General features: G+C 64.2%; 21 protein-coding genes and 1 pseudogene. All 22 read left to right on the top strand.

The annotated features are described in order from the left end of the window. Positions 1-1,505: LPD7 domain-containing protein (locus ACVLVH_RS23910; protein ID WP_498950407.1), on the top strand; the 1,505-nt coding region annotated here is incomplete at its 5' end. A gap of 22 nt (positions 1,506-1,527) precedes the next feature. Then, positions 1,528-1,878 (top strand): conjugal transfer protein, encoded by a 351-nt coding sequence (locus ACVLVH_RS23905; protein ID WP_498950405.1) that lies wholly within the window; start codon positions 1,528-1,530, stop codon positions 1,876-1,878. A gap of 10 nt (positions 1,879-1,888) precedes the next feature. Next, positions 1,889-2,581: a DotI/IcmL/TraM family protein gene (locus tag ACVLVH_RS23900; protein WP_498950403.1), complete on the top strand. Its 693-nt coding sequence runs from the start codon at positions 1,889-1,891 to the stop codon at positions 2,579-2,581. A 4-nt stretch (positions 2,582-2,585) separates the two neighbouring features. Continuing rightward, positions 2,586-3,593 carry a DotH/IcmK family type IV secretion protein gene (locus tag ACVLVH_RS23895; protein WP_498950401.1) on the top strand — a complete coding sequence of 336 codons (1,008 nt, stop codon included), beginning with the start codon at positions 2,586-2,588 and terminating at the stop codon, positions 3,591-3,593. A gap of 2 nt (positions 3,594-3,595) precedes the next feature. Next, positions 3,596-4,900: a conjugal transfer protein TraO gene (gene traO / locus ACVLVH_RS23890; RefSeq protein ID WP_498950399.1), complete on the top strand. Its 1,305-nt coding sequence runs from the start codon at positions 3,596-3,598 to the stop codon at positions 4,898-4,900. Next, positions 4,893-5,639: a conjugal transfer protein TraP gene (gene traP / locus ACVLVH_RS23885; protein ID WP_498950397.1), complete on the top strand. Its 747-nt coding sequence runs from the start codon at positions 4,893-4,895 to the stop codon at positions 5,637-5,639. The genes traO and traP overlap by 8 nt, the downstream gene beginning before the upstream one ends. A gap of 9 nt (positions 5,640-5,648) precedes the next feature. Then, complete coding sequence (traQ, locus tag ACVLVH_RS23880; protein WP_498950395.1) at positions 5,649-6,188, top strand: conjugal transfer protein TraQ; 540 nt, start codon at positions 5,649-5,651, stop codon at positions 6,186-6,188. A gap of 77 nt (positions 6,189-6,265) precedes the next feature. After that, positions 6,266-6,652 carry a DUF6750 family protein gene (locus ACVLVH_RS23875; protein ID WP_498950393.1) on the top strand — a complete coding sequence of 129 codons (387 nt, stop codon included), beginning with the start codon at positions 6,266-6,268 and terminating at the stop codon, positions 6,650-6,652. 67 nt (positions 6,653-6,719) lie between these two features. Then, positions 6,720-7,229, top strand: a complete 510-nt coding sequence (locus ACVLVH_RS23870; protein WP_498950392.1) for a hypothetical protein — start codon at positions 6,720-6,722, stop codon at positions 7,227-7,229. 91 nt (positions 7,230-7,320) lie between these two features. Then, a complete protein-coding gene (locus tag ACVLVH_RS23865; RefSeq protein WP_498950391.1) occupies positions 7,321-7,941 on the top strand; it encodes a conjugal transfer protein in 621 nt (206 codons plus the stop codon). Then, positions 7,913-10,963, top strand: coding sequence for a putative type IV secretion/conjugal transfer ATPase (locus tag ACVLVH_RS23860; protein ID WP_498950389.1), 3,051 nt, complete (start codon positions 7,913-7,915; stop codon positions 10,961-10,963). Before ACVLVH_RS23865 ends, ACVLVH_RS23860 begins: the two co-directional genes overlap by 29 nt. A gap of 18 nt (positions 10,964-10,981) precedes the next feature. Then, positions 10,982-12,205 (top strand): conjugal transfer protein TraW, encoded by a 1,224-nt coding sequence (traW, locus tag ACVLVH_RS23855; protein WP_498950387.1) that lies wholly within the window; start codon positions 10,982-10,984, stop codon positions 12,203-12,205. 18 nt (positions 12,206-12,223) lie between these two features. Then, positions 12,224-12,985, top strand: a complete 762-nt coding sequence (locus ACVLVH_RS23850) for a prepilin peptidase-dependent protein (protein WP_498950385.1) — start codon at positions 12,224-12,226, stop codon at positions 12,983-12,985. Beyond that, a complete protein-coding gene (traX, locus tag ACVLVH_RS23845) occupies positions 12,982-13,554 on the top strand; it encodes a conjugal transfer protein TraX (protein ID WP_498950383.1) in 573 nt (190 codons plus the stop codon). The genes ACVLVH_RS23850 and traX overlap by 4 nt, the downstream gene beginning before the upstream one ends. Positions 13,555-13,565: 11 nt before the next feature. After that, complete coding sequence (locus ACVLVH_RS23840; protein ID WP_498950381.1) at positions 13,566-13,988, top strand: hypothetical protein; 423 nt, start codon at positions 13,566-13,568, stop codon at positions 13,986-13,988. 22 nt (positions 13,989-14,010) lie between these two features. Next, positions 14,011-14,433, top strand: coding sequence for a hypothetical protein (locus ACVLVH_RS23835; protein ID WP_498950379.1), 423 nt, complete (start codon positions 14,011-14,013; stop codon positions 14,431-14,433). After that, the gene (locus tag ACVLVH_RS23830; RefSeq protein WP_498950377.1) at positions 14,430-14,633 is read left to right on the top strand and encodes an Hha/YmoA family nucleoid-associated regulatory protein; all 204 of its coding nucleotides are present in this window, start codon (positions 14,430-14,432) and stop codon (positions 14,631-14,633) included. Before ACVLVH_RS23835 ends, ACVLVH_RS23830 begins: the two co-directional genes overlap by 4 nt. 88 nt (positions 14,634-14,721) lie before the next feature. Beyond that, positions 14,722-16,857: a DotA/TraY family protein gene (locus tag ACVLVH_RS23825; protein WP_498950375.1), complete on the top strand. Its 2,136-nt coding sequence runs from the start codon at positions 14,722-14,724 to the stop codon at positions 16,855-16,857. 66 nt (positions 16,858-16,923) lie between these two features. Then, positions 16,924-17,607, top strand: coding sequence for a plasmid IncI1-type surface exclusion protein ExcA (gene excA / locus ACVLVH_RS23820; RefSeq protein ID WP_498950373.1), 684 nt, complete (start codon positions 16,924-16,926; stop codon positions 17,605-17,607). Positions 17,608-17,713: 106 nt separating this feature from the next. Continuing rightward, positions 17,714-18,940: a secretion/conjugation apparatus DotM-related subunit gene (locus ACVLVH_RS23815; RefSeq protein WP_498950371.1), complete on the top strand. Its 1,227-nt coding sequence runs from the start codon at positions 17,714-17,716 to the stop codon at positions 18,938-18,940. Continuing rightward, entirely contained in the window at positions 18,940-20,076 is a 1,137-nt protein-coding gene (locus tag ACVLVH_RS23810) for a thioredoxin fold domain-containing protein (RefSeq protein WP_498950369.1), read from the top strand. Before ACVLVH_RS23815 ends, ACVLVH_RS23810 begins: the two co-directional genes overlap by 1 nt. Beyond that, positions 20,063-20,844: pseudogene (locus tag ACVLVH_RS23805) on the top strand (F-type conjugative transfer protein TrbC); the annotation flags it as partial. The gene ACVLVH_RS23810 and the pseudogene ACVLVH_RS23805, both read left to right, overlap by 14 nt.

Genomic DNA, 20,844 nt, shown 5'->3' with positions numbered 1-20,844 from the left:
TGCTGAGCCGCGTCACGCACGAGAAGCACCCGGACGGCAAAAGCGTGCTGTACAAGCTGGACGGCGAGGCGGCCTTCATTGACCGCGGTAATCGCCTGGTCATGGCAGAGGGCGCCAGCGCGCATCAGGAGAAAGTGCTCGCCGCGCTGCTTACCGCCGCCAATCACTATCAGGGGCGCATTGAGCTTACCGGCAGCGACGAGTTTAAGGCGTTTGCGATCGGCGTCATCGTGGCCAATAAGCTTGACGTGAGCATGAAAAACGCCAGCCAGCAGGCGGACCTGGACGCCGCGCGCCGCGCAGCGGGTCAGCCCGTCACGCCGGCCGCGCCAGCTGATGCGGTACGCGGAGACCCGCAGGCACCGCGGGCCCCTGAGACGCCTCCCGTAACGCCGGTTGCTCAGGCTGCGCCTGCACAGGCGCCCGCGCAAAGCGCTGCACCCGTGACAGCGTCACAGCAGCCCGCTACTGCACCGGCGCCTGAGCCTGCCGCGTCGAAGGTTTCACCGGCGGTTCATACGCCAGCGGAAAAGGCGCGGGAGCCGGTGACCGGCAAGGTCACCGCCTGCGGGCAGGCGCCGTTCCGTTTTGAGGCGGACCAGAGCGAAAGCACCTTTATTACCCTGCGCACTAAAGAGGGGCCGCAGACGTTTTGGGGCAAGGAGCTTGCCGGCCTGCTGCGCGAAACCAACCTGAAGCCCGGGCGCATGGTCACGCTGCAGTGGCAGGGCGAACAGCCGGTCACGGTGAAGGTGCCGAAGAGGGATGACCATGGGGTTGTTACGCACTATGAAAGCGTGAACACCCACCGCAACCAGTGGGCGCTGGCGCCTGCCGGCGGGACGCGCGTGCAGACCGGTGCAGACGACATGGTGCCGCTCGCGGCCGTGGATGTGAACCGCTACACCCAGATCCAGCACACGCTGGTGAGCCGCCTCGGACTGGACGTCGACGCGCCGCCAAAGCCTGCCGACGGCCTGTACTGGCTGAAGCCGGACGGGCAGGGCAGCGCACAGGCTGGCGATGCGCTCTCGGCACCGCGCCCGGCGCACAACGAGCGCGCCGGCATCCCGGTGATGTCCGCGTGGGGCGATGACGGCCGGCTGGACCTGCACCTGGTGCAGGGCGACGGGGACTACCTGCAGGGCGTGGTACGTCAGGGCGGCACCTATCAGCACGTGCTGGTAAGCCTGCCGGGCAGCGCTGACGCGCCGCCGATGGTGGTCAACCTGCTGACGCCGGAAGGGGCGCAGCCCATCGGCAGCGGCAACGGCATCAACCGCTCAAACGGTCAGCCCGTGCCGCGCGAGCACGTGGTGGTGCGCCTCACCGGTGACGCAGAGCCGCGCATCGCGAAGCTGGATGCGCCCGCCGACGTTCCTGCCGCGCTGCACGCCCGACTCGGGTATGACGAGCGTTTCAAAGCGGAGTCCGGCTGGGTAAAGGAGCAGCCGGCAGCAGCACCACAGGCAGCACCGGTCACGCCGCCGCGGCCGGCTCAGTAATCGATCCTTCCGGAGTTCTCACATGAAAAAACATTCAGCGACCGCCCTCGTGGCGGTCTTTTTCTGCTGCACCGCCTTTGCCGCCGGCGCCGCGACCTGTCGCGCCGGCAGCGCCGCACAGACCGGCAGCGAGGCGGGCTATAACGCCGCGAAAAAGGCAAACGACGCGTGGGCCGCCCGCGAAAGCCAGACGTCCGATCAGCTGCAGAACTGCCTCTCCGGCATCCGAAATATTTCCATCAGCCTGCCGAACCTGCCAGGCCTGCAGGACATCATGAACCAGGCGTCAGAGAAGGTCTGCGGAGCGCTGACGGACAAAATCAACAGCAACCTGCCGACCAGCATCGATCCGTGGCAGTCCTACGGAATGTAAGGAGTACCGCATGCACAACCCCCAACACGCCGCGCCGCCTCAGGAGGCGGCCGTGGTCCTGACCGACCCGGAAGCCTATGAGCACGCCCTGCACGCGCAGCACGAGCGCACGCTCGGCGCAGAGTTTGCGCGCACCTGCCTGAAGAGGCTGGGCTGGAGCCTCAGCGTCAACGTCATTCAGGCCATCGTCATCGGCGCCCTTGCCGTTTACATCGTCTTTCTTCCGCGTCAGTACTTTGCTACCGAAGCGGGGCGCATCACCCCGCTTTACCCGACGGACAAGCCGGTCTGGAGCGAGAGCGACGTGCGGCAGTTTGGTGCGGACACCATCAGCAAGGCGTTTACGCTCGACTTCGTGCACTACCGCGACCAGATGACCGCCGCGGCCGCTGACTTCTCGGAGGAGGGCTTCACCGGCTACAACAGGGCGCTGAGCACCGACTCCAACACCCTGTCGCTGGTGAAGGATAAGCGCATGAACCTGACCAACACCGTCGAGCCGGGCGTCATCACCCGTCGCGGCGTGGTGGGCGGGCGCTACACGTGGGAGTTCCAGTATCCCGTGACGCTGCGCCTGCAGGGCCAGAACACCAGTACGCCGCCGCTGCGCTACATCTTCACGCTGCGCATTCAGCAGGCCGATCCGCGCCTCAAACCGCGCGGCCTTGAGGTCACGCAGACCATCACCAACAACGCAGGATAATGCTATGAGCAACTTTCGCACGCTGGCCCTGTGGCTGGCGCTGTGCGGCAGCGCCAGCGCCGCCACGGCAACGGGGACCGCCCCGGCAGCCGGCACCGACGGCGGCTGGCGCTCGACTACTTCCGCCGGCGGTGCTGTCGCGACAGGCCAGACCGGTGGCGGTACGGGCACCCCCGCCGCGCCGGCGGCGGCCGGTCCGCTGCCCGGGCAGCCCCTGCCTCCGCCCACCCCGGTCACGTATGACCAGGCACAGGCGACCATTGCCCCGCTGACGCCCGATGAAATCCGCCAGCTGCGTATGCAGCAGACCGAACAGAACCGGGCGCTGGCCACGCCGGGTATTACGGCGGTGCCGCGCATCACCGCGCAGACGGTGAGCCTGCAGCCGGGCGCGAGCCTGCCGCTGGTGCGCACCGCCGTGAACTGGCCGGCGACCGTGAGCTTTATCGACAGCACCGGCGCGCCCTGGAAAATCCTCGGTGACCCGGTGAGCGGCTCCCCGGACATCGACGTGAAGTGGATCCCGGGTATGTCCTTTATGGTCATCACCGCAAAGCGCGACTTCGTGAACACGCTGGTGACCGTGGGTCTGGAGGGCCTGCCGGTGCCGCTGCAGATAAGCGTGATGAGCGGCGAGGCCGACACGGCGAAAAAGACCTGGACGGTGGACGCGCGCCTTGACCTGCGCATTCCGCGCCGCGGGCCGGGCGCGGCGCCTGACGCGCCGGGGCCTTCGCGCATCGGGCTGCACGACGACGTCCTGCAGGCGTTTCTGGACGGCGTGCCGCCGTCGGGCGCGAAGCGCCTCAAGACCACCGGCAGCGTGCCGGACACGGCGGTGTGGCAGCAGGGCGACGACCTCTACATTCGCTCGCGCGCGGACATTCGCGACGAGTTCGACACCACGCTTTCGTCGGCCGACGGCACCCACCTGTGGAAGCTGCCGGTGACGCCGCGCGTGGCCTTCTCGGTTGACGGGCGCACCGAAGCCCTCAGCATTGCCCTGGAGTAATCATGAGCGATCAACAGAACACCGGCGGCGGCAACATCCGCCTGATGATGGGCCTGATCCTTGGCGGCATCGTGGTGGTGGCGGGCGGCGGCTACGCGCTGTACAGCTACTTTGCCGCACCGCCGCCTGAACCTTCCCGCGTGAATCTGACGCGGGTAGGCGGCAGCACGCAGGTGAGCGCACAGGAGCAGGCGGCCTACCGCGAGCTGCTGCGCGAAAACAACGCCCGGGGCGCGCAGACCGCCGCCGCCTCGAACGGCAGCTTTATCGCCAGCATCCCGCTGCAGCAGGACGTGGTCACGCCGAAAGAAACGCCAAAGGTCGCCCCGGCCGTGGCGCCGCGCGAGCTGCCCCGCCCGCAGGGTAACGGGCGCACGCAGGAGCAGGAGAAGGCGCTCAGCGAGGCACGGCAGAAGTCGCTGACCGTGCTGCTTGCAAAAATCCAGGCGGAGCCCCGGACCGACCTCCCCGCCGCGCAGCTGCTGGGCGGAAAGGACGGCGGCTGGGCCGCATGGCGTGACTCGCAGCCGGGCAGCTACGTGCAGCAGGCCGCCGCGCGCAGCCGTCAGCTCGCCGCGAATACGCCACCGGCCTCCGTCGTTGTGGCGCCTTACTGGCGCGGGCCGGGTGAAATTTACACCGGCGTAAACTCGGATAACGGCACCACGCCGGTGCTGGGCCGCATCACCACGGGCCAGTACGCAGGTGCCGTACTGCAGGCGCCTGAGGGAGCGAAGCTGTCGGGCGATGGGGTCATCATCCACTTCACCACGATGGCGCTGAACGGGCAGAACTACAAGGTGGACGCCTATGCGCTGCAGGACGATACGCTCGTGGCCAACATTGCCACCGACGTCGACCATCACTACTTCCGCCGCATCGTGCTGCCGTCCATCTTCAAGGGCATCGGCAGCGCGGGCCAGCTATACGCGCAGGCCAACACGCAGCTGCTGAGCAACGGCTTCAACACCGTCACTACGCGCCCGTCCACGCCTGACGGCACGGCGGTGGCCGGGGTGATTGCCGGCGGCACGGCGGAGCAGGCGGCGCAGGTGCTGAACAGCGACGCGGCCCGCCTGCCGGACCGCACCGTAACGGTGAAAAACGGCGAGGTGGTGGCCATCCAGTTTATGCGCGGCGTCTACAGCACCGACGCCGAGTCGCCGCAGGGCGTATTGCAGGCGACCGGTGGCAACGCGTCGCCGGCGGCACTGAACAGCAACCCGACCCCGAGCGCCGCGGACCTGCGCGAAGAAACCCAGGCGCGCATCCGCGCCGCCGAACAGAGAGGTATGCCCCGTGAATGAATTCGATCCGCAGCCGGCGGTAATCGCGCCGGTCACCCCCGCCGCTTCACCGCCCGCCCCGCAGCAGCAGAGCTTTCTGACGCGCCCGCTGCTGCTGGGCTACTCCCTGCCCTGGCTCGCGGGTATAGGGCTGGTGATGGGCTTCCTCGGCTGGTATCTGTTCTGGCCCGCAGGCCCCTCACAGGATGCCAGCCAGCGCGCGTTCGGGCAGGACGCCGGCCTTGAGGCGGTGCAGCCCGCTTCTGCCGCGTCCGCGCCGGCGCCGCTGCAGACGGGCGGACTCAGCGTCCCTGCCGCCGCGCTCAGCGTGGCGGAACCGGCCGGCAGCGTGCCGGACGACGTGGTGAAGCTCATCCGCGAGGGGCGCGAGTTTGAGGCGGCCAACCGCGAGGCGATCACCCGCCTGTCGGACACGGTGCGCGCGCAGACGAAGGCGCTGGCCACCCTGCAGCAGCAGCTTACCGGCATCGCGCAGGAAAACGCCCGGCTGGGCAATCAGCTGACCGTGCTGGCCGCGCGGCCTTATCCCGAGGCGGGCGGACACGCCGCAGCTAAACGCGCGACGCGATCGGCGCTCACCGGCATGCGGCTGGAAAGCCTTCAGGAGGGGATGGCGTGGGTCAGCTGGCAGGGCAGGACGTGGGCGGTGCAGGCGGGCGATACCCTTGGCGGCGTCACCGTGCGCGACGTTAACGCGTCGGAACGCAGCGTCACAACCAGCGCCGGCGTGCTGCGCTAGGGAGGCGTCATGGGAGGATCGCTTGACGGCATCACCATGCTGTCTAACCTGGCCTCAGGGCTGCAGGGCTCGTTCATCACCCTGGCCCTGACGCTGGGGTCGCTGTTCGGCGTGCTCGGCGCCGGCAGTTTTCTCGCCCGGCAGTCCTGGCTTGCCCGCAAGGCGCCCGGCCAGTCGGCGAGCGGCGGGGCCGTTGTGGCCTGGATGCTGCTGTCGGGCTGCCTGGTGGGGCTGGACCAGCTTATTGGCGCGGGGGCGCGTCAGGTGGGCTGGCAGGTTTCGTTTGACGCCATCAGCTATGTGGACCAGGGGACGTTCGGGCAGGGCGCGGTCGCGGCCAACGCCCTGCTGAGCCTGCTGCGCATGATTGGCGTGTGGATGGCCCTTTCTGGTGGTTTGCTGATCCGCCGGTCAAGAAAAGACGGTCATACCGGCCTGACCGCGGGCGATGACGTCAATAAAGGCACTGTGAAATTTATCCTCGGGTTGCTGCTCGTGTGTAACCCCTACCTGCTGGACTCTCTGCAGAAAACCCTCGGTATGCACTGAGGCAGGTTCAAAGAATTCCGTCCTCATGGACGATTCAACCAGCCATCCGGCCACTCTTATTTATTAAGGAAAACACAATGATTACTCGCTTTTACTGCGCGGTATACGCACGCGTCCTGATGATGTCTGAAGCCCTGCGCCGCATGACTTTACGTGCGCTTTGCGCCTGGCTTGCCCTTATCTCGCCGGTGGCCATGGCCGACGGTGATTTAGCGGATATGGGAAAAAATTTATCCGAGGGCGCCAAGTCCTTACAGACCAGCGGGATCGTCATTATTCAGGTTATCGGGTTCTTTTCGTTCGCCGGCGGGCTTCTCTCCATCAAGGCCATGAAGAACAACCCGCAGATCAAGCCCTGGATGATTGTACTGGCCATCGTTGGCGGGATGCTGGCTATGGGTATCCCTGAAATCATCAAGCGTGGCATGACGCAGATGGGCATGACGCCGGTCAGCGTCAGTTAACTCACCGGCCGCCCCATCACGGGGCGGCAATTCTCCGCTTCGGTCACGAATCTCACGGAGTTGAACAATGAAAATTTATCATCTGGACAGGGCTCAGGAATATCGCCGGGTCATGCTGGATGTGCTGGAGATCTGCCCCCGGCTTTACAGGACCGACATTCTGATCGATATGGCATGGATTCAGGAGGACGGGGACGTGCTGGCCGCAAACAACATGACTCTGCACGACGGGCTGCTGCAGTTTTTTTCCCGACTGAAAACCAGCCGATCATTCAGGAATGCCACGCCTCACCAGCTTGAAGTGCTTGAAAGTATCCTGGCAAGACTTGAAGAGGCACATTTCTACGACACGGGACATCGGTTTACCTTCAAAACCGCCGAAGAACGGCAGGTGTCGAGGAATGAAAGGCGGGAATCAATCAGGCGACAGATTGAGTGGGATTTAAAGCATCCCGTGCTGGCGTGCCTGTCGTTCTGGCTCAACCAGACAGGCATAACAGTGTTAATCGTGATGCTGATTGCTGTGGCAGTGATTTTTTTTGTGTGCGGGGGGCAGCATCCGCCCCTCTCATCCTGAATCTGCATCCGATACCGCAGAGGCATTGAATGGTGCGGCACGCACCTCACTGGCCATACGCTTTCACTTCAATATCTGACAGGACATCAACATGAATCTCCAACACGCTCCGGCTCCGGCGGCGGGTCTTCTGCCGCTTATGCCTGACGTCAGCGGCGAGGACCCGGCTCCGAGGCCCGTATCCGTTGAACCCGGCGCGCCCTGCCGCTGCTGCGGTACGCGCGCGCAGCGCCTGTGGCAGGGGCCGGAGGCGCAGCCGGTCTGCACACTGTGCTGGCTGACCTTTAACCTCGACAGCCCCACGGCGGCACACGGACATCTGGCCTGGCTGCCTGACGCACCCGCCGCCGATGTCATCAATCTGCAGCGCCGCGCGCTTATCGGGCAGCACAGCGAGAGTAAAGCCGTGCGTAAACAGGGCAGGCGCGTCTGGAACTGGCTGGCCCGCCACGCACGCGAGGTGGAGAGCATGTGGGGCACCTCCCGCGCGCCCGAGTTCGCCGCGGCCTTCGCGCGACTTCCGCCTGTAAAGCGCGCGCAGATGCAGCAGCGGCTTGAGGGCTGCGTGCTCATTCTACCCGCTGACGTTTTTAACGACCTGACCCTGCTGCTGCCGCTGGGCCGCACCGCCGATAGCGCGGTGCATACCCCGGCATGGGCGACCTATACCCGGAGCGACCTGTATGCCAAACCGCCTCATCCGCTGGACTGAAGAAGTGATCACCGCCGCGACCCGCTTTGCCGTGTCGCGCGACCTGCCCGACTACTGCGATCTGCAGACCGTGGTGCGCCTCACCGACGACGATCGCATTCGTCACCCGGAGCTGAGCGCGCCGTACATCATGGTCACTCATCGCGGCGACTATCTGACGGTTTATGAAGTTGCCGGCAGCTACAGTGAGGCAGACGAAAAGCTGGCCTCCGGGCACGACGACGCGTGGCAGGGACGGCTTGATCGCATGACTGAGTCCTTAAATTCCCACTATCGCCATACGGGCCATAAAATCAGCACCGTGCACGAGTGCGATCCGGACGGCGGCGGGGCTGTCATCAGACGGCTGCTGGCGCCACAGTACCAGTCACTGAAGCGCACCGGCCTGGATCTTAATTATATGCTTGATGAGCAGGTGAAGAAGCTCACGCCCTGGGTCAACGCGGAGCGCACCTGGCTTGTCTGCTATACCGGTCGCGGCGTGCTGGCCGGGCATGAGCTGCGTGATGAAAACGCCCGCCTGAAGGAGCTGGTAAAAGGCAGTCCGGCGGCCGCGTTCGGGCAGAATCCGCTCCTTGCCGAGCTGGCGGGGCTTAAAATCCGCCACGACGCCTTCCTCTCGCAGGTTGAGCGGGCGCTCGGCGACAGCGGCAGGGGCGTACTGATGCGCCGCATCGATGCGCACGAAGCCGGGCGGGTGCTGCGCGCGCAGGTGGACCCGGGCACGGGCGCTGACTGGCAGCCGCTGCTGCCGGACGATCGCATTATCCCCCGGGGAGTGCGTCAGGGGGAGGACGCCACCGCGCTGCTGGCCCCCTGGCTGAACTTTCAGGTCATGGGCGCGGGCGTTGATGAGATACGCAACAACCTGATTAAAATTAAGGGCGTCTGGCACGGCACGATCGCCGTGAACCTCGGGCCGCAGAACCCGCAGAGCTTTGCCCGCCTGCGCGAACTTATTCCGCGCAGCGTGCCGTTCCGCATCCGTAAGGACCTGATGCCCGGCGGCATGCGTCGCCTCGGCGGCAAGCACGTCGTGCTGAGCATGGCCTCCTGGGTGCCGGGCCTGAAACCGATTTTCGATTCCATTTCGATGCTGGCCGAACGCGAGATGCAGGAGCCGGTGTGCATTATGACCATCACGGCCGCGACCTGGGGGGATTCTCCGGAAACGGTGACGCGCAACCTGACGCTGCTGCAGCAGGCGCTGACGTCGTGGGGGATATGCGGCGTAACGCAGACCTTCGGCGACCCGGTTAAGGCGTGGGTGGCTACGCTCACGGCCTCGTCTGCGTCAAGCGGGCCGTGCCTGATGTATCCGCCGCTGTCGGAGGCGCTGAACCTGATGCCGCTTACCCGTCCGACGACGGCCTGGAGCGAGGACGGCAATGCGCTGTTTGTGTCGCCGGACGGCAAGCTGATGCCGGTGGCGCTCGCGCCCTCCAACCAGACCAAGAAAACCAGCATCGTGGCCGGCGAGTCCGGCGGCGGTAAATCGGTATTCATCAACCGGCAGCCCATCATCCTGGCGATGTCCGCGCAGCAGCAGTTACCCTTCTTTGCCGGCATTGATAAGGGGTTCAGCGTGCAGGGCATGGTCTCGATACTGCGGGGGGCGCTCCCGCCGGAGCGTCAGGATGAGGTGCTGAACATCGTGCTGCGCAACGACGCGCAGCACTGCCGTAACCTGTTCGACATCCAGCTGGGGCTTTCGATGCCGCTCAGCTATGAATCCGAATTTATGGAGAACGCGCTGCAGGCCCTGTGCATCGACCCCGGCACCGGCGTGCCGCCCAACGGCCGCGATACGCCGATTATTCTGCGCCGACTGGTCAGCGACTCGTTTAAGGCCTGTCGCGAGGAACCGCGCCGCTACGAGCCGGGGCTCGTGCCGAAGGTAGACGCGGCACTGAGTGACGCCGGCATCTGGGAGGCGCACCCGGAATACCGCGACAACGCTACATGGTACGAGGTGCGGGACCTGCTGCAGGACGCGGACCACCCGGACGCCGCGCAGCGCGCGCAGTTCCAGGCGGTGCCGGAGCTCGCCGACATGGCGCCACGCCTGCTCAGCGAGGATTTTCGCAGCATGTACGGCAACATCCAGCGCGACGGCAGCAGCGAGCCGCTGATTGAGTATATCGCCCGCTGCCTGCGCGACGCCTGCGGCCAGTACCGCATGTTCGCCGGGCGCACGCGCTTCATGATAAGCCCGAAGGCGCGCGTCATTACGGTCGACATTCAGTACGTCGCCGGCGACAAGTCAAAGGCGGGCTATCTGCAGACCGGCATGATGTACCTGTTTGCCGGCCACATCGCGGGCGGCGACTTCGTACTGCCGCAGTATCAGGACGAGCTCTTTCCCGCGCTTCATAAACGCTGGCACCCCATGCACCGCGTGCGCGTGGATCAGCTCGACCAGGAGGTTAAAACCCGCCAGTACGACGAACTGCACAACGCGAAGGGCGTCCCCTTTATCTTCCCGATGCTCGAAACCGCCGATCGCGAGCAGCGCAAGTTTGGCGTGCGCACCGTGCTGTCCTCGCAGTACTTCCGCGACATGCCCGACGCGCTGCGCCAGTCAGCCAACTCCGTCTACATGGTCGGCGTCGATCCGGAAGACCGCGCGCTGCTGAAAGAGCGCTTTAAGGTACCGGACGCCACGCTTAACCGCTTTGAGCGCATGGGCAGCGGCCCGGCGGCCGACGGCAGCGGGGTGCCGTTCCTTGGCATCTTCCGCATTAAGGGAGGCAGCACCATTGCCCACATCATGAAAAACACGGTGGGTCCGGAGGAGCTGTGGGGCCACAGCACCACGCCGGTGGATATGTCGCTGCGCCGCATGCTTGAAAACGACGTCGGCGCCGGCACGGCCCGGCGCATCCTCGGGCGCTTCTTCCCGAACGGCTCGGCCGAGAAGGTCATCGAGCACCGTCAGCGCACCGCGGGCGAGGCGCGCGGCGACAACGTCATCCGCACGCTCGCCACCGAGCTAATCGATAAACAGGGCTACGACCTCTGACCCCTCAGGAGTTCTGACATGCATAAATCCACACCATGGCGCCCCGCGGGGCGCCGGCTGCTTGCCGCCTGCGTGCTGGCGGCGCTGGCGCCGAAAGCGCTGGCGTACCCGACCGAGGAAATGAGCAGCATCCCTATTCAGACGCAGGTCATGCCCGCGCTGCAGACCATGCAGGCCACGCTGGCTGAAATCCTGTCGGCGGAGAAGGAGACCGGCACGGCGGTGGTGCAGTCCTCGGACAAAACCACCACGGCCATTACGGAAGCGGCGCGTACGCAGCGCGAAGCGGAGAACTTTAATCGTCAGGCGGACCGGCTGGAGAAGGCCCGGGCAGCCTACACGGTGCCGGACAGCATCTGCAGCGAGTCGGCCTCCGGCACGGCCGCGCAGGTGAGTCAGGCAACCCGCGCGGCGGCGTCAAAGCTCGCCGGCGGCAGCGGCGTGTCGAGTGCGGTCGTGCGGGAGACGCTGGCAAGCCTGCCCACCTCGCCCCGGCAGGGCGGCTACCGCAGCGCGCTGATTCACGCGGGCTACTGTACGGCGGAGGAGGCGAAGCTGTACGGCGGTACCGGGCTGTGCCCGGGCGTCTCGCCGCTTCCGGGCGGCGACACCGAGGCGCGTTCGCTTTACGACGGGGCGGGCCCGGCGGGTAAAGACCCCGAGCTCACCTTCACCCAGGCGCAGACCGATGCGGCGATGGCCTACGTGAACAACTCGGCGAAGCTCGACGCCGGACGCACGCCGGGCAAGGGTGAAATCCAGACCGCCACCGGTCAGGAGTATCAGGGCCTGCTCACGCAGTACAAGGCGATGCAGAGCGCGGCGATGCAGCCGCAGCTGGACATGGTGGCGGCGAGTCAGCCGCAGGACGCGACGCAGGCGGCGCTCGCCGAGGCGCGGCAGGCGCCGTCGGCGGAAAGCTACTTCCAGCAGACCGCGTCAGCGCAGGCAAAGCAGACCGGCACCATGAGCGAGCGCGAGTTTGAGGCGTTCGAGGTAGGCCGCCGCTACGCCAACACCGCGTGGGTCACCGACCTGCAGGGCATGGACGGCGATAACCTGGCGCGCGAGATGGCGCGCCAGCAGAGTCTGGCCAACTGGCTGGCGCTCGGCATTAAAAACGAGCTGCGTCAGGCCAACATCATCAGCGGCCAGCAGCTGGCGCTGGCGGCAAAAAATGAATACGCCCCGCAGCTGCAGGCGCTGTCCTCGCAGATGAGCGCCGGCGTGAGCGCTAAGTAATCCCTTACGGAGCATTCCATGACGACAAGCGGTACCTTCGCGCCGGACGCCGGCGCGCTTTCATCCCTGCTGGACGCGGCCGCCGGCCCGGTTCTGGTGCTGGACCCCTGCGGCGCGCTGTGGGAGGCCTTCTGGCAGGCGCCGCGCTGGAAAACGCAGTGGCAGGCGTGGCGCCTGGCGCCCGGACAGACGCAGGAGGGCGACGTCTGGGACGTGCTGGGCGCGCTGCGCCACGTGTCCGCCACGGACGGGAGCGAGGCGCTTGCCGCCGCGCTGTTTCCGGCAGACGGGCACAGCGACCTGACGCGCAGCCTGATGGCCTGCGTGCTGGCGTTCGCGGACGACACGGCCCACTTCATCGGGCGCTCATCCGGGCTCGGTGCGCTGGCCGGTCAGCTGTGGGCTGACGACCTGTGGACGGCTATCGCCCGCTGGAGCCGTCAGTATCCGCACCATCCGGCGCTGCAGGCGGCGCGCGCGCTGCTGACGCATGAAGGCGCCGGCGGGTCTGTTCTGGCTATCCGTCACCGCATGGCCATCTTCCACCACCCGCACGTGGCGGAGACGTTCACGGGCGCGCCGGGATTCAGCCTCAGCGCGCTGCGTCAGCGTCCGGGACAGATTATCTTCCTGACGCCCGACATCCGCTGCATGGAAAGTGAGGCGCTGACGTCCGTGTACGGCTTCCTCTTTAACGCGCTGCAGGCGCTGGCGGCGCTTCACCACGTCACGTTTTCGCTCGCTGAGCCAACACTGACCGCAGAAGGAGATCCCCTGTGAATGAATCTGATTCAGCCGCTCCGCAGGGGAGCGCAAAGAAGTCCCGCATCACGCCGAAGCGCGTGGGCTGGATAGCGCTGAACGTTGTCCTGCCGGCGTGGGAGGTCTCCAGCTGGAGCCGCCACGCCGGGCGCAACGTCTCGCGCCTGTGGCAGCGCCTGCGCGAGGTCACGGCAGGGCGCGGCGCCGGAGATTACCGCCCCGCTGACTGGTCGCAGGCGGTGGCGGACAGCGGGCTTTCGCCCGACCGTCTTGCGCGTAACCTGCGCGTCAGCCGCTGGATATGGTGGGGGCTGATGTGGCTCACCGGCCTGCCGGTGGTGGGGTTCCTGCTGATGCTGATTGCTGCAGGCAGCAGCATCGGCGGGACCGGCTGGCTGCGCGTGGGCTGCGTGATGCTGGTGCTGATGCTGCTCGCGGCGACCGGGTTCGTGCAGGCGCTGGTCACCAGTTTCCGCCTGTGGCAGCTGACGGAAAAACGGGTGTCGGCGTCAGAGAAGGGCAGTTTTCATGACTTTCTGCAGGAGACGCGCTGGTGCCGGCAGGTGCTGAGCGGCGGCCTGCTTTAAGGAGACAACGCATGCGAAATAAAACGCGCGAACAGCTTCTTATCCGCGTTATCAACCTGCTGGACGATGCGGAGCTGGGTGAAAGGCAGGGGACCATATCAGACCTGCTGCACAGCGCGCGGCGTGCCAGCCGGGAACGGAATGACTTTTCGTCCGGGCAGCACGCCCTGAATGCCCTGAGCCAGTTGCGAAAAGCACGGCACAGCCTGCGGGTGGCCGGCGCCTCAGAGCATGTTCTGACCCCGCTGGAGTACGCTGTAGAGCTGCTCCTGCCGGTGTGCGAGGATGCTCAGTCGGATCATCGCGTCCTCACTCTGGCGTACTCGCCGGTGTGGCGTGTTCTGCTATTGCTGCTCCTGCTCCTGCTGCCTTTCGGTGTGATGCTGGCCGCAGAGGCGGTGGTCTGGATCGCTCGCTATCTGCAGCATATATGAAAATTTCGGGAGGAAATGAGTCATGTATATCCGGCTTGATGTGTTTGCCGGCCTGCTCCGGGTGCGGCCGGGAGAGCTGCTTCACGCTGTGCGCACCTCGGGCGAGCTGGACGGCATGCTGCTGCCTGCCCGCAGGCAGGTGCGCGGTGCGGCACTGATGTTCGATCAGGCAGAGGCCACGGCGTTTGCGGCGCGCTGGCACGCCCGGGAGCCTGCGGATAATCCCGCACCCTCCGGTGAACCGCTGATACCGCTCGATGTGTTTGCAAGAGAGGCGGGCATAGCGCCGCTGGCGCTCTGGCAGGCCGTCAGCCGGCGTAAGCGCCTGCGCGGTATCACGCTGCCGGTGCCGGTCAGGTCCGAAGGGCAGCTGCTGTTTGAGCCGGCGGCTGTCAGCCGGTTTGTCAGCGCCCTGAGGCGCATATCGGACGGAGAGAGCTCATGACCCGTGATGAATGGCTGCTGAAGTTCCGGCGTCACCAGTCGCCCGACACGCTGGAGAAGGTTTACGAGATGCTGAAATACAGCGGTGACCCGGCGGAGGAGTATGCGATGACCTGTGCCTGGGACCACCGCAGGGCGGAGCTCGCCGCCGGCAGGCTTTTCGATCGCGTGCCGATGCACGTGTGGCGGTTCGTGGAGTAACGTTAAGCGTATTCAGCCCGCCTGCTTTTCACACACTGCCATCCCCAACACTTTTCACTCAGGTCATCCCCTGACCCACAGGTAAACCATGAAGCTACTGACAAAAATTCAGGCGGCGGCTCTGCTGTGCGCCGCGTCCTGCCCGGCGTTTGCCGACGGCGTGGACTACCAGACCATCAGCGATGCCGCCAGCAAGACCGGTGACCTGTCCCGGCAGGCGCTGGTAATGATATTCGGCGACGTGGTGCTTACTCCGTTTCAGCCCGGGCAGGTCACGCTAATCGGCTCACTATTTGCGCTGCTGAACGGCGTGCTCTGCTCGGTTGCGCTGGTGTGGTTCCTCATCGTGACGCTGAAGACGGTGTTCAAAGGTGGGCAGGACGGCAAGGTATTCAGCGCCGGCCGGACCATGCTGCATCCCGTGATGAGCTTTGCCGGCTTTATCACGCTCGTGCCGACGGCGTCCGGCTGGTCGCTGTCGCAGCTGGTGATGCTGTGGGCGGCCTCCACCATGGGCATCGGCAGCGCGAACCTGTTTACCGACAAGGCTGCGGACATGATAAGCAGCGGGATGTCGCTGGTCGTGCAGCCCACGGCACCCTCCACGCGTTCGGCGGCGCGCGCGGTGTTCGAGATGAACCTGTGCAAGTACGCGACCAACCGCGAGCTGTCCTCCCTCTATCAGGACGGGCAGGCGCGAACGGCGCTGATGGAAACAAAGGGCGGAAACGGCGACTACACCACGGGCAACGGCAGCGCGCTCTGCGGCAGCGCCCGCATCCCCGAGCCGTCAACGGGCGTTATGGACAGCCTGTTTGGATCGGCCGTGAACACGGCGAGCGTCACGACGGCATCGCGGGGGGCGCTGGACACCATGCAGTCCACGCTCGATACCGCCGCGCAGGCTTACGTCGATGCCTATCTCAGCCGGCGCGATCAGGATACCGGCACCCTGAGCGATCCGGAGACCACCATTCAGAACGCGGCGGCCGCGTATGAAACCACGGTCAACAACGCGCTTAATCAGCTGAACTACAAAGACTCGCTGCAGAGTCAGCTGACGACGCAGCTTAAAACCTATGGTTGGATATCGCTGGGCGCGTGGTACAACACCTTTGCGACGGCCAACAGCAAAACGAACGAAGTGGCCAACGCGGCGCCGGTGACGTCAGGCGCCAGTCTGCACGGCGAAACGGGCACCGGTGACCTGTATCACCAGGTATTTACGGCGTATCGAGCGCAGGTGCAGAACAGCATCTATACGGCGCCTCTGGGATCGCAGACTGCAAAGGATGATGGAGCTGCTCTAAATGCTACAGATCCAAATGCTGTTTTTGTAAGCTTTTTCAGTAGTCCTGTACAAGTAATGACAAACTGGATAGCGACTCAGAATCTAAGTTCAACGGCCAGCTTTAATAACCAGGTTAACCCTCTGATTCAGATGCAGACAATAGGGGATTACACACTGGGAACAACTGAAGCAGCTCTGGCAGCCTATACACTTACTCTGGCTGCTGCATCAACTGCTGATAACTCTGTACTCGGTAAAGTTGGAAGCTTGCTATTTGTTAATCCCGGCGCAGTGGTTAAAGACGTCCTAACTGAGCTATCACCTCCATTTTACTTTGCGATGCTTCTGCTCTTTGCAGTGGGATTTTCGCTGGCAGTATTCCTGCCGGCGGTGCCATTTCTTTACTGGATGGTTGGGGTATTTAACTGGCTGGTCAGCGTAATGGTGGGCTGCGCGGCCGGACCTATGTGGTCTGCGACTCACCTCGGTGCCGAGGAGGATAAAGGCAGCCGCAGTGCGTACGGCTATATCTTCCTGATCGACATGATGCTGCGTCCTTCTCTGATGGTTTTAGGATTCTTTTTTGCTTCCGTTGCCGTGATGGCGGGCGGAACCCTCCTGAATCTGTTGTTCGGTCCAGCGTTAGCGAACGCCAATGCCGATTCCATTATGGGATTAGTAAAACTCGTAGGGTGGTTAATGATGTACGCACGTATCGCGACCTTTGGGGTGACACGGGTATTCGGGCTGCAGGCCACGCTTGCAGACTACGTGATAACGTTTCTTGGCGGCGCGGGAATGGCCGGCATCATGGGTGGCATGGTCGATGACGTCAAAGGTATGTTTGCGGCTGCAGGGGGAGGATCTCGTAGAACGCCTGGGCTGCAAAAAGTGCAAAATAGTGGCTCACCCAAAGAAGACGGAATTAAATAATTATACCTGGTGTTATGCACAGGTGTGGGTATAATTTAATCAGAGGGTTATAGGCAGGAGGATGCCATGAAAAAGATACAACGTACTGATTCTAGTTATGATAAATCTTGGAATGTAATTAAGTTCATTTACTATTTCATGGCACTACCAATGCTGCTTTGCTACGGAGTCATCTCTTTATTCATTCTTAAAGGTGAAGCTAATGGGAGAGATCTTGGCCTCCTTGGAAATGATTTTCATTTGTTTACTCTGATGGTTTGGTCGGCAATCATCTTGCCTCTAGCTTTCCGCACTTATGCAAAAAAAGTTCGACGTCATAAGCTTCAGAAAATCGTAGAGCTCCTGACCAGCAATGAACGCTTCAGCCCGCAGAAGCAGCATCAGGTGCTCGATGCAGGGCGTGGAAAGTATCTAGGTATCGATACGCAATACGGCAACATTCTTTACATCCACATGGTGAAGAAGGGCCTCGTCGACGTCATTGGTCTCACTATGAGTGACTGGACAGATAGCGAGCTGGAAGGCAGTACACTAAGGGTAAAAACGAAGAATCCTGAAGTCCCGGAACTGAGTATTAATGCGCACCCGATTGTGGCCAGAGAGCTATTGAACACGCTGGGCGCTATGAGCCACAAAAGTTATTCAGAATCGTTTCCGCAGGAGCCTTGGTCATTGCATGTTGGCATCCAGAGCCGCTTTGTGGAGTTTGAGCACAACGTGGTGGTCCCTCAGGCCGCCAATTTAGCCTAAACCTGACATTCTGACGCTTTCCCTCTGACACCGGCCCCGCGCCGGTGTTTTCTTATCTGCAGTCTGGCGGGCCCTTGCGTCCGTCTCCGATCCCGGAAACTCTCACATGTACACCTCTAATCCGAACGCCGCCGGTAATAACGAGCCGGCCATGGTGATGATCACCCTTGGCCTGACGCTGCTGCTTTGCTGGCTTTTCTTTGCTGACTTCGTGCGCTGGAGCTGCTGGTTCCTTTACTGGCTGTGGCGCTTCGCCGACTTTCCGCAGATTCACCGCTACGCCGCCGAACGCATCAACCTGCTGGCCGCTACCGGGAACAGTGCGGAGTCGGTGGAGCTGACCGAATGGCGCGACGTGATGAACCTCACCGCCGGCATTCTTTTCGTGCCCATGGTGCCGTTAGTCGCGGTGACCAGCTGGGCGCTGGCGCGTCATCCTGCGCTGGGCTTTCGCAGCCGGCGCGCGATCGATATCCATTCGCTGCCGCGCGTGATGGCCACCTTCGCGCCTAGCGTCATCCCCGTGCTGTCCGGGCATCGCGGTGACGGGCTCATGAACGACACCACGCCGGAAAATGCCTGGGCGCTGAAGCCCGAAGAGTTTGCGGAGCAGCACGGGCTGATCAAGCGTCGTGTACTCGATCGTGACGCGGCCACAGCCTTGTTCGAAGCACAGAACGGGCCGGCCATAACGTCACCTGACCAGTGGCAGCCGCATGAGCGTGCGCTGCTGGCCGTCTTTGGCCTGCAGGTGTTCACCGGTGACAGGAAGGCGGCCACCACGCTGCTGGATGACCTGAACCGCTCCTGCATGACCCGCCGGCTGTTTCGCGCGCCGGAATTTCGCAGCGTGCCCGACTGGCAGGTTGCAGAAAAGCACGTGGCCCGCGTGCTGGCAAGCCCAGGCGTCAGCGAGTGGCTGAACATGCACGGGACGGTGCGCTCCGCGCTGGCCGGGCTCTACGGACGCGACCTCCGCCTGCCGCCGGCGCGCTTTCGCTGGCTGAAGGGCTGCGACCGCACGCTGTGGTACGGACTTCACACCGCCGACACCGCCAAGGTGTTCGTGGAGGGAGCGGGCATCGTGGCGCAGGCGCGTGCGGAGCGGATGGCTGCCCGTATGAATCTGCCGCGCCCGCCGCTGATGACGGATGAGGCAGTGGCCGGGCTGCAGCTCGAGCTTGAGTCGCTGGGGCTCGTGTACCCACGCGACGCGCGGCCGAAACGCGCGAAACCGCAGCGCGATATACCGTTCCCTGACGCACTTTATCTGCCCGGACAGGGCGAAGACGAATTTTTGAAGGCGCCGGCGCGCGCTGAGACAAGGATCTGATGATGACAACTTCACGCAGTGAGGGCCCGTTTGGGGCTGAAATTACCGGCGACCTGCTGAGCGTCCACCGCTTACAGACTGACGAAAAAGTGGGTGCGGACTCGCTGACAGGGCGAGGCTTAACCATGCTGTTTGTTTGTTCGCTCCAGAAGAAGCCGTGGTTTGTCTTGCACGGCGACGGCCTGTACGCGCAGAACGCACAGGATGGGCTGGCTCCGCTCTATCGCGGCGATGACGCGGCGCAGCTGCTGCGCTGTATTAGTGAACTGCTGACCACTGTAGAGAGCAAACGCCTTCGCGGACGGAAACGCCGGAAAATCGGCTATGCCTTTGTGGTGGCCTGCCTGACGGGGGCGTGGCTGACAACAGCCGTTATGGCTTCCCGCCTTTTCATGCCCGAAGACCCGCATCTGCTCACTACAGTGGATGCCCGTACAGTGGTTCGTTCAGCGGCTGAACCTGCCGGTTACGTGCGCGCTGAGCCAGATGTCCCGACCGTGATGCCGTACCCTGCTGATGCCCCGCCGCCTGGCCGTCCGCTTATGCAGCAGTCTCCGCGATCTCAGCAGACAGGCACAGCCACCCCAGCCGACGGCTGGGACCTCTCGCAGAGCGTGCGCGCGGAGCTGCCGGCAAAACTTCATAACGCGGCATCGCGCGGGCTGTTCACCGTACCGCTGTCATCCGGCCACGCGCGCACGATTTACGTGTTCGCCGACCCGGCATGCCCGAACTGTCAGCGCATGGAGCGCCACTTTGAAACCGCTGCCGGCACCGTCAACGTGGTGATTTTCCCGGTCACCATCGAGGGCCGTGAGGCGTCGCTGAAGACGCTGACGCCGGTAATGGCGCTGCCCGAGGCTGACCGTCCTAGCGCGTGGAAGCAGCTCTTTGCCGCCGATGCCGGTATCGGCGTTCCGGGCGCCGCAACGGCCGCACCGGCGGTCACCAGTGAGACCCAGGCGGAAACGGCGCGCGGGGCGATCGGCGTCAACGAGGTGGCCTTCCGGGCCTACCGACTGCCGGGCACCCCCTGGACGATTTCAGACGACGGCCGCTACGTGCCGCAGAGCGTACTGAGCTCGCCGGCGGCGCTCGCGGACTTTTTGAACGGAGGCGATCATGGCGGACAATAACGCTGCACTCGACAGCGCGCGCGTCAACCGGCACGCGGGCCGCTCGTGGCTCATCGACGTACTGAGCGAGACCGGCACGCTGGCCTGGGGGATGCTGGCCGCCGTGGTGGCCGGCATCGTCTGGCCCGCCACGCTGGTGCTGAGCCTGCCGGTGCTGATGTTCTGGGCGCTGGTCGTGGCGCCCGCCGGCCGCTGGAAGATGCCGATGCGCATGCCGACCGACATCAACCGGGACGACCCGTCGACCGAGCGAAAGGTGCCGGCAAAGGTGCTGGGCTTTCTGCCGGTGGCCACCGTGCGTATTCACACAAGCCGCGCGGCTGGCATCCTGTACGCCGGCTACCTGCGCGGCAGGGACGCCGGGCGGGAGCTGTGGCTTTCCATGGACGACCTGACGCGTCACGTGCTGATGTTCGGCACCACAGGCGCCGGTAAAACGGAGACGCTGCTGGGCTGGGTGTTCAACGCGCTGTGCTGGGGTAAGGGCGTTATTTTCTCTGACCACAAGGCACAGAACGACGTGGCGCTGGCCATGATGTCCATGGCCCGCCGCTTCGGCCGTGAGGACGACCTGCGAATGATGAACTTCATCACCGGAGGTCGCTCCCGCGCGCAGGAGCTGCTGGAAGACGTAAAGGGCCGCCCGCAGACGAATACCACCAACGTGTTTGGTATCGCGCAGGAAACCTACACCATCAACCTGATGGATTCCATGCTGCCCAAAACCGGCAGCAGCGGCGGCGAATGGCAGGAGAAGGCGCGCTCGAT

This window comes from Kluyvera sp. 1366, assembly GCF_054823405.1.
Note: the sequence above shows the minus strand (reverse complement) of the source record. Positions and strands in the feature narration are given on the sequence as shown.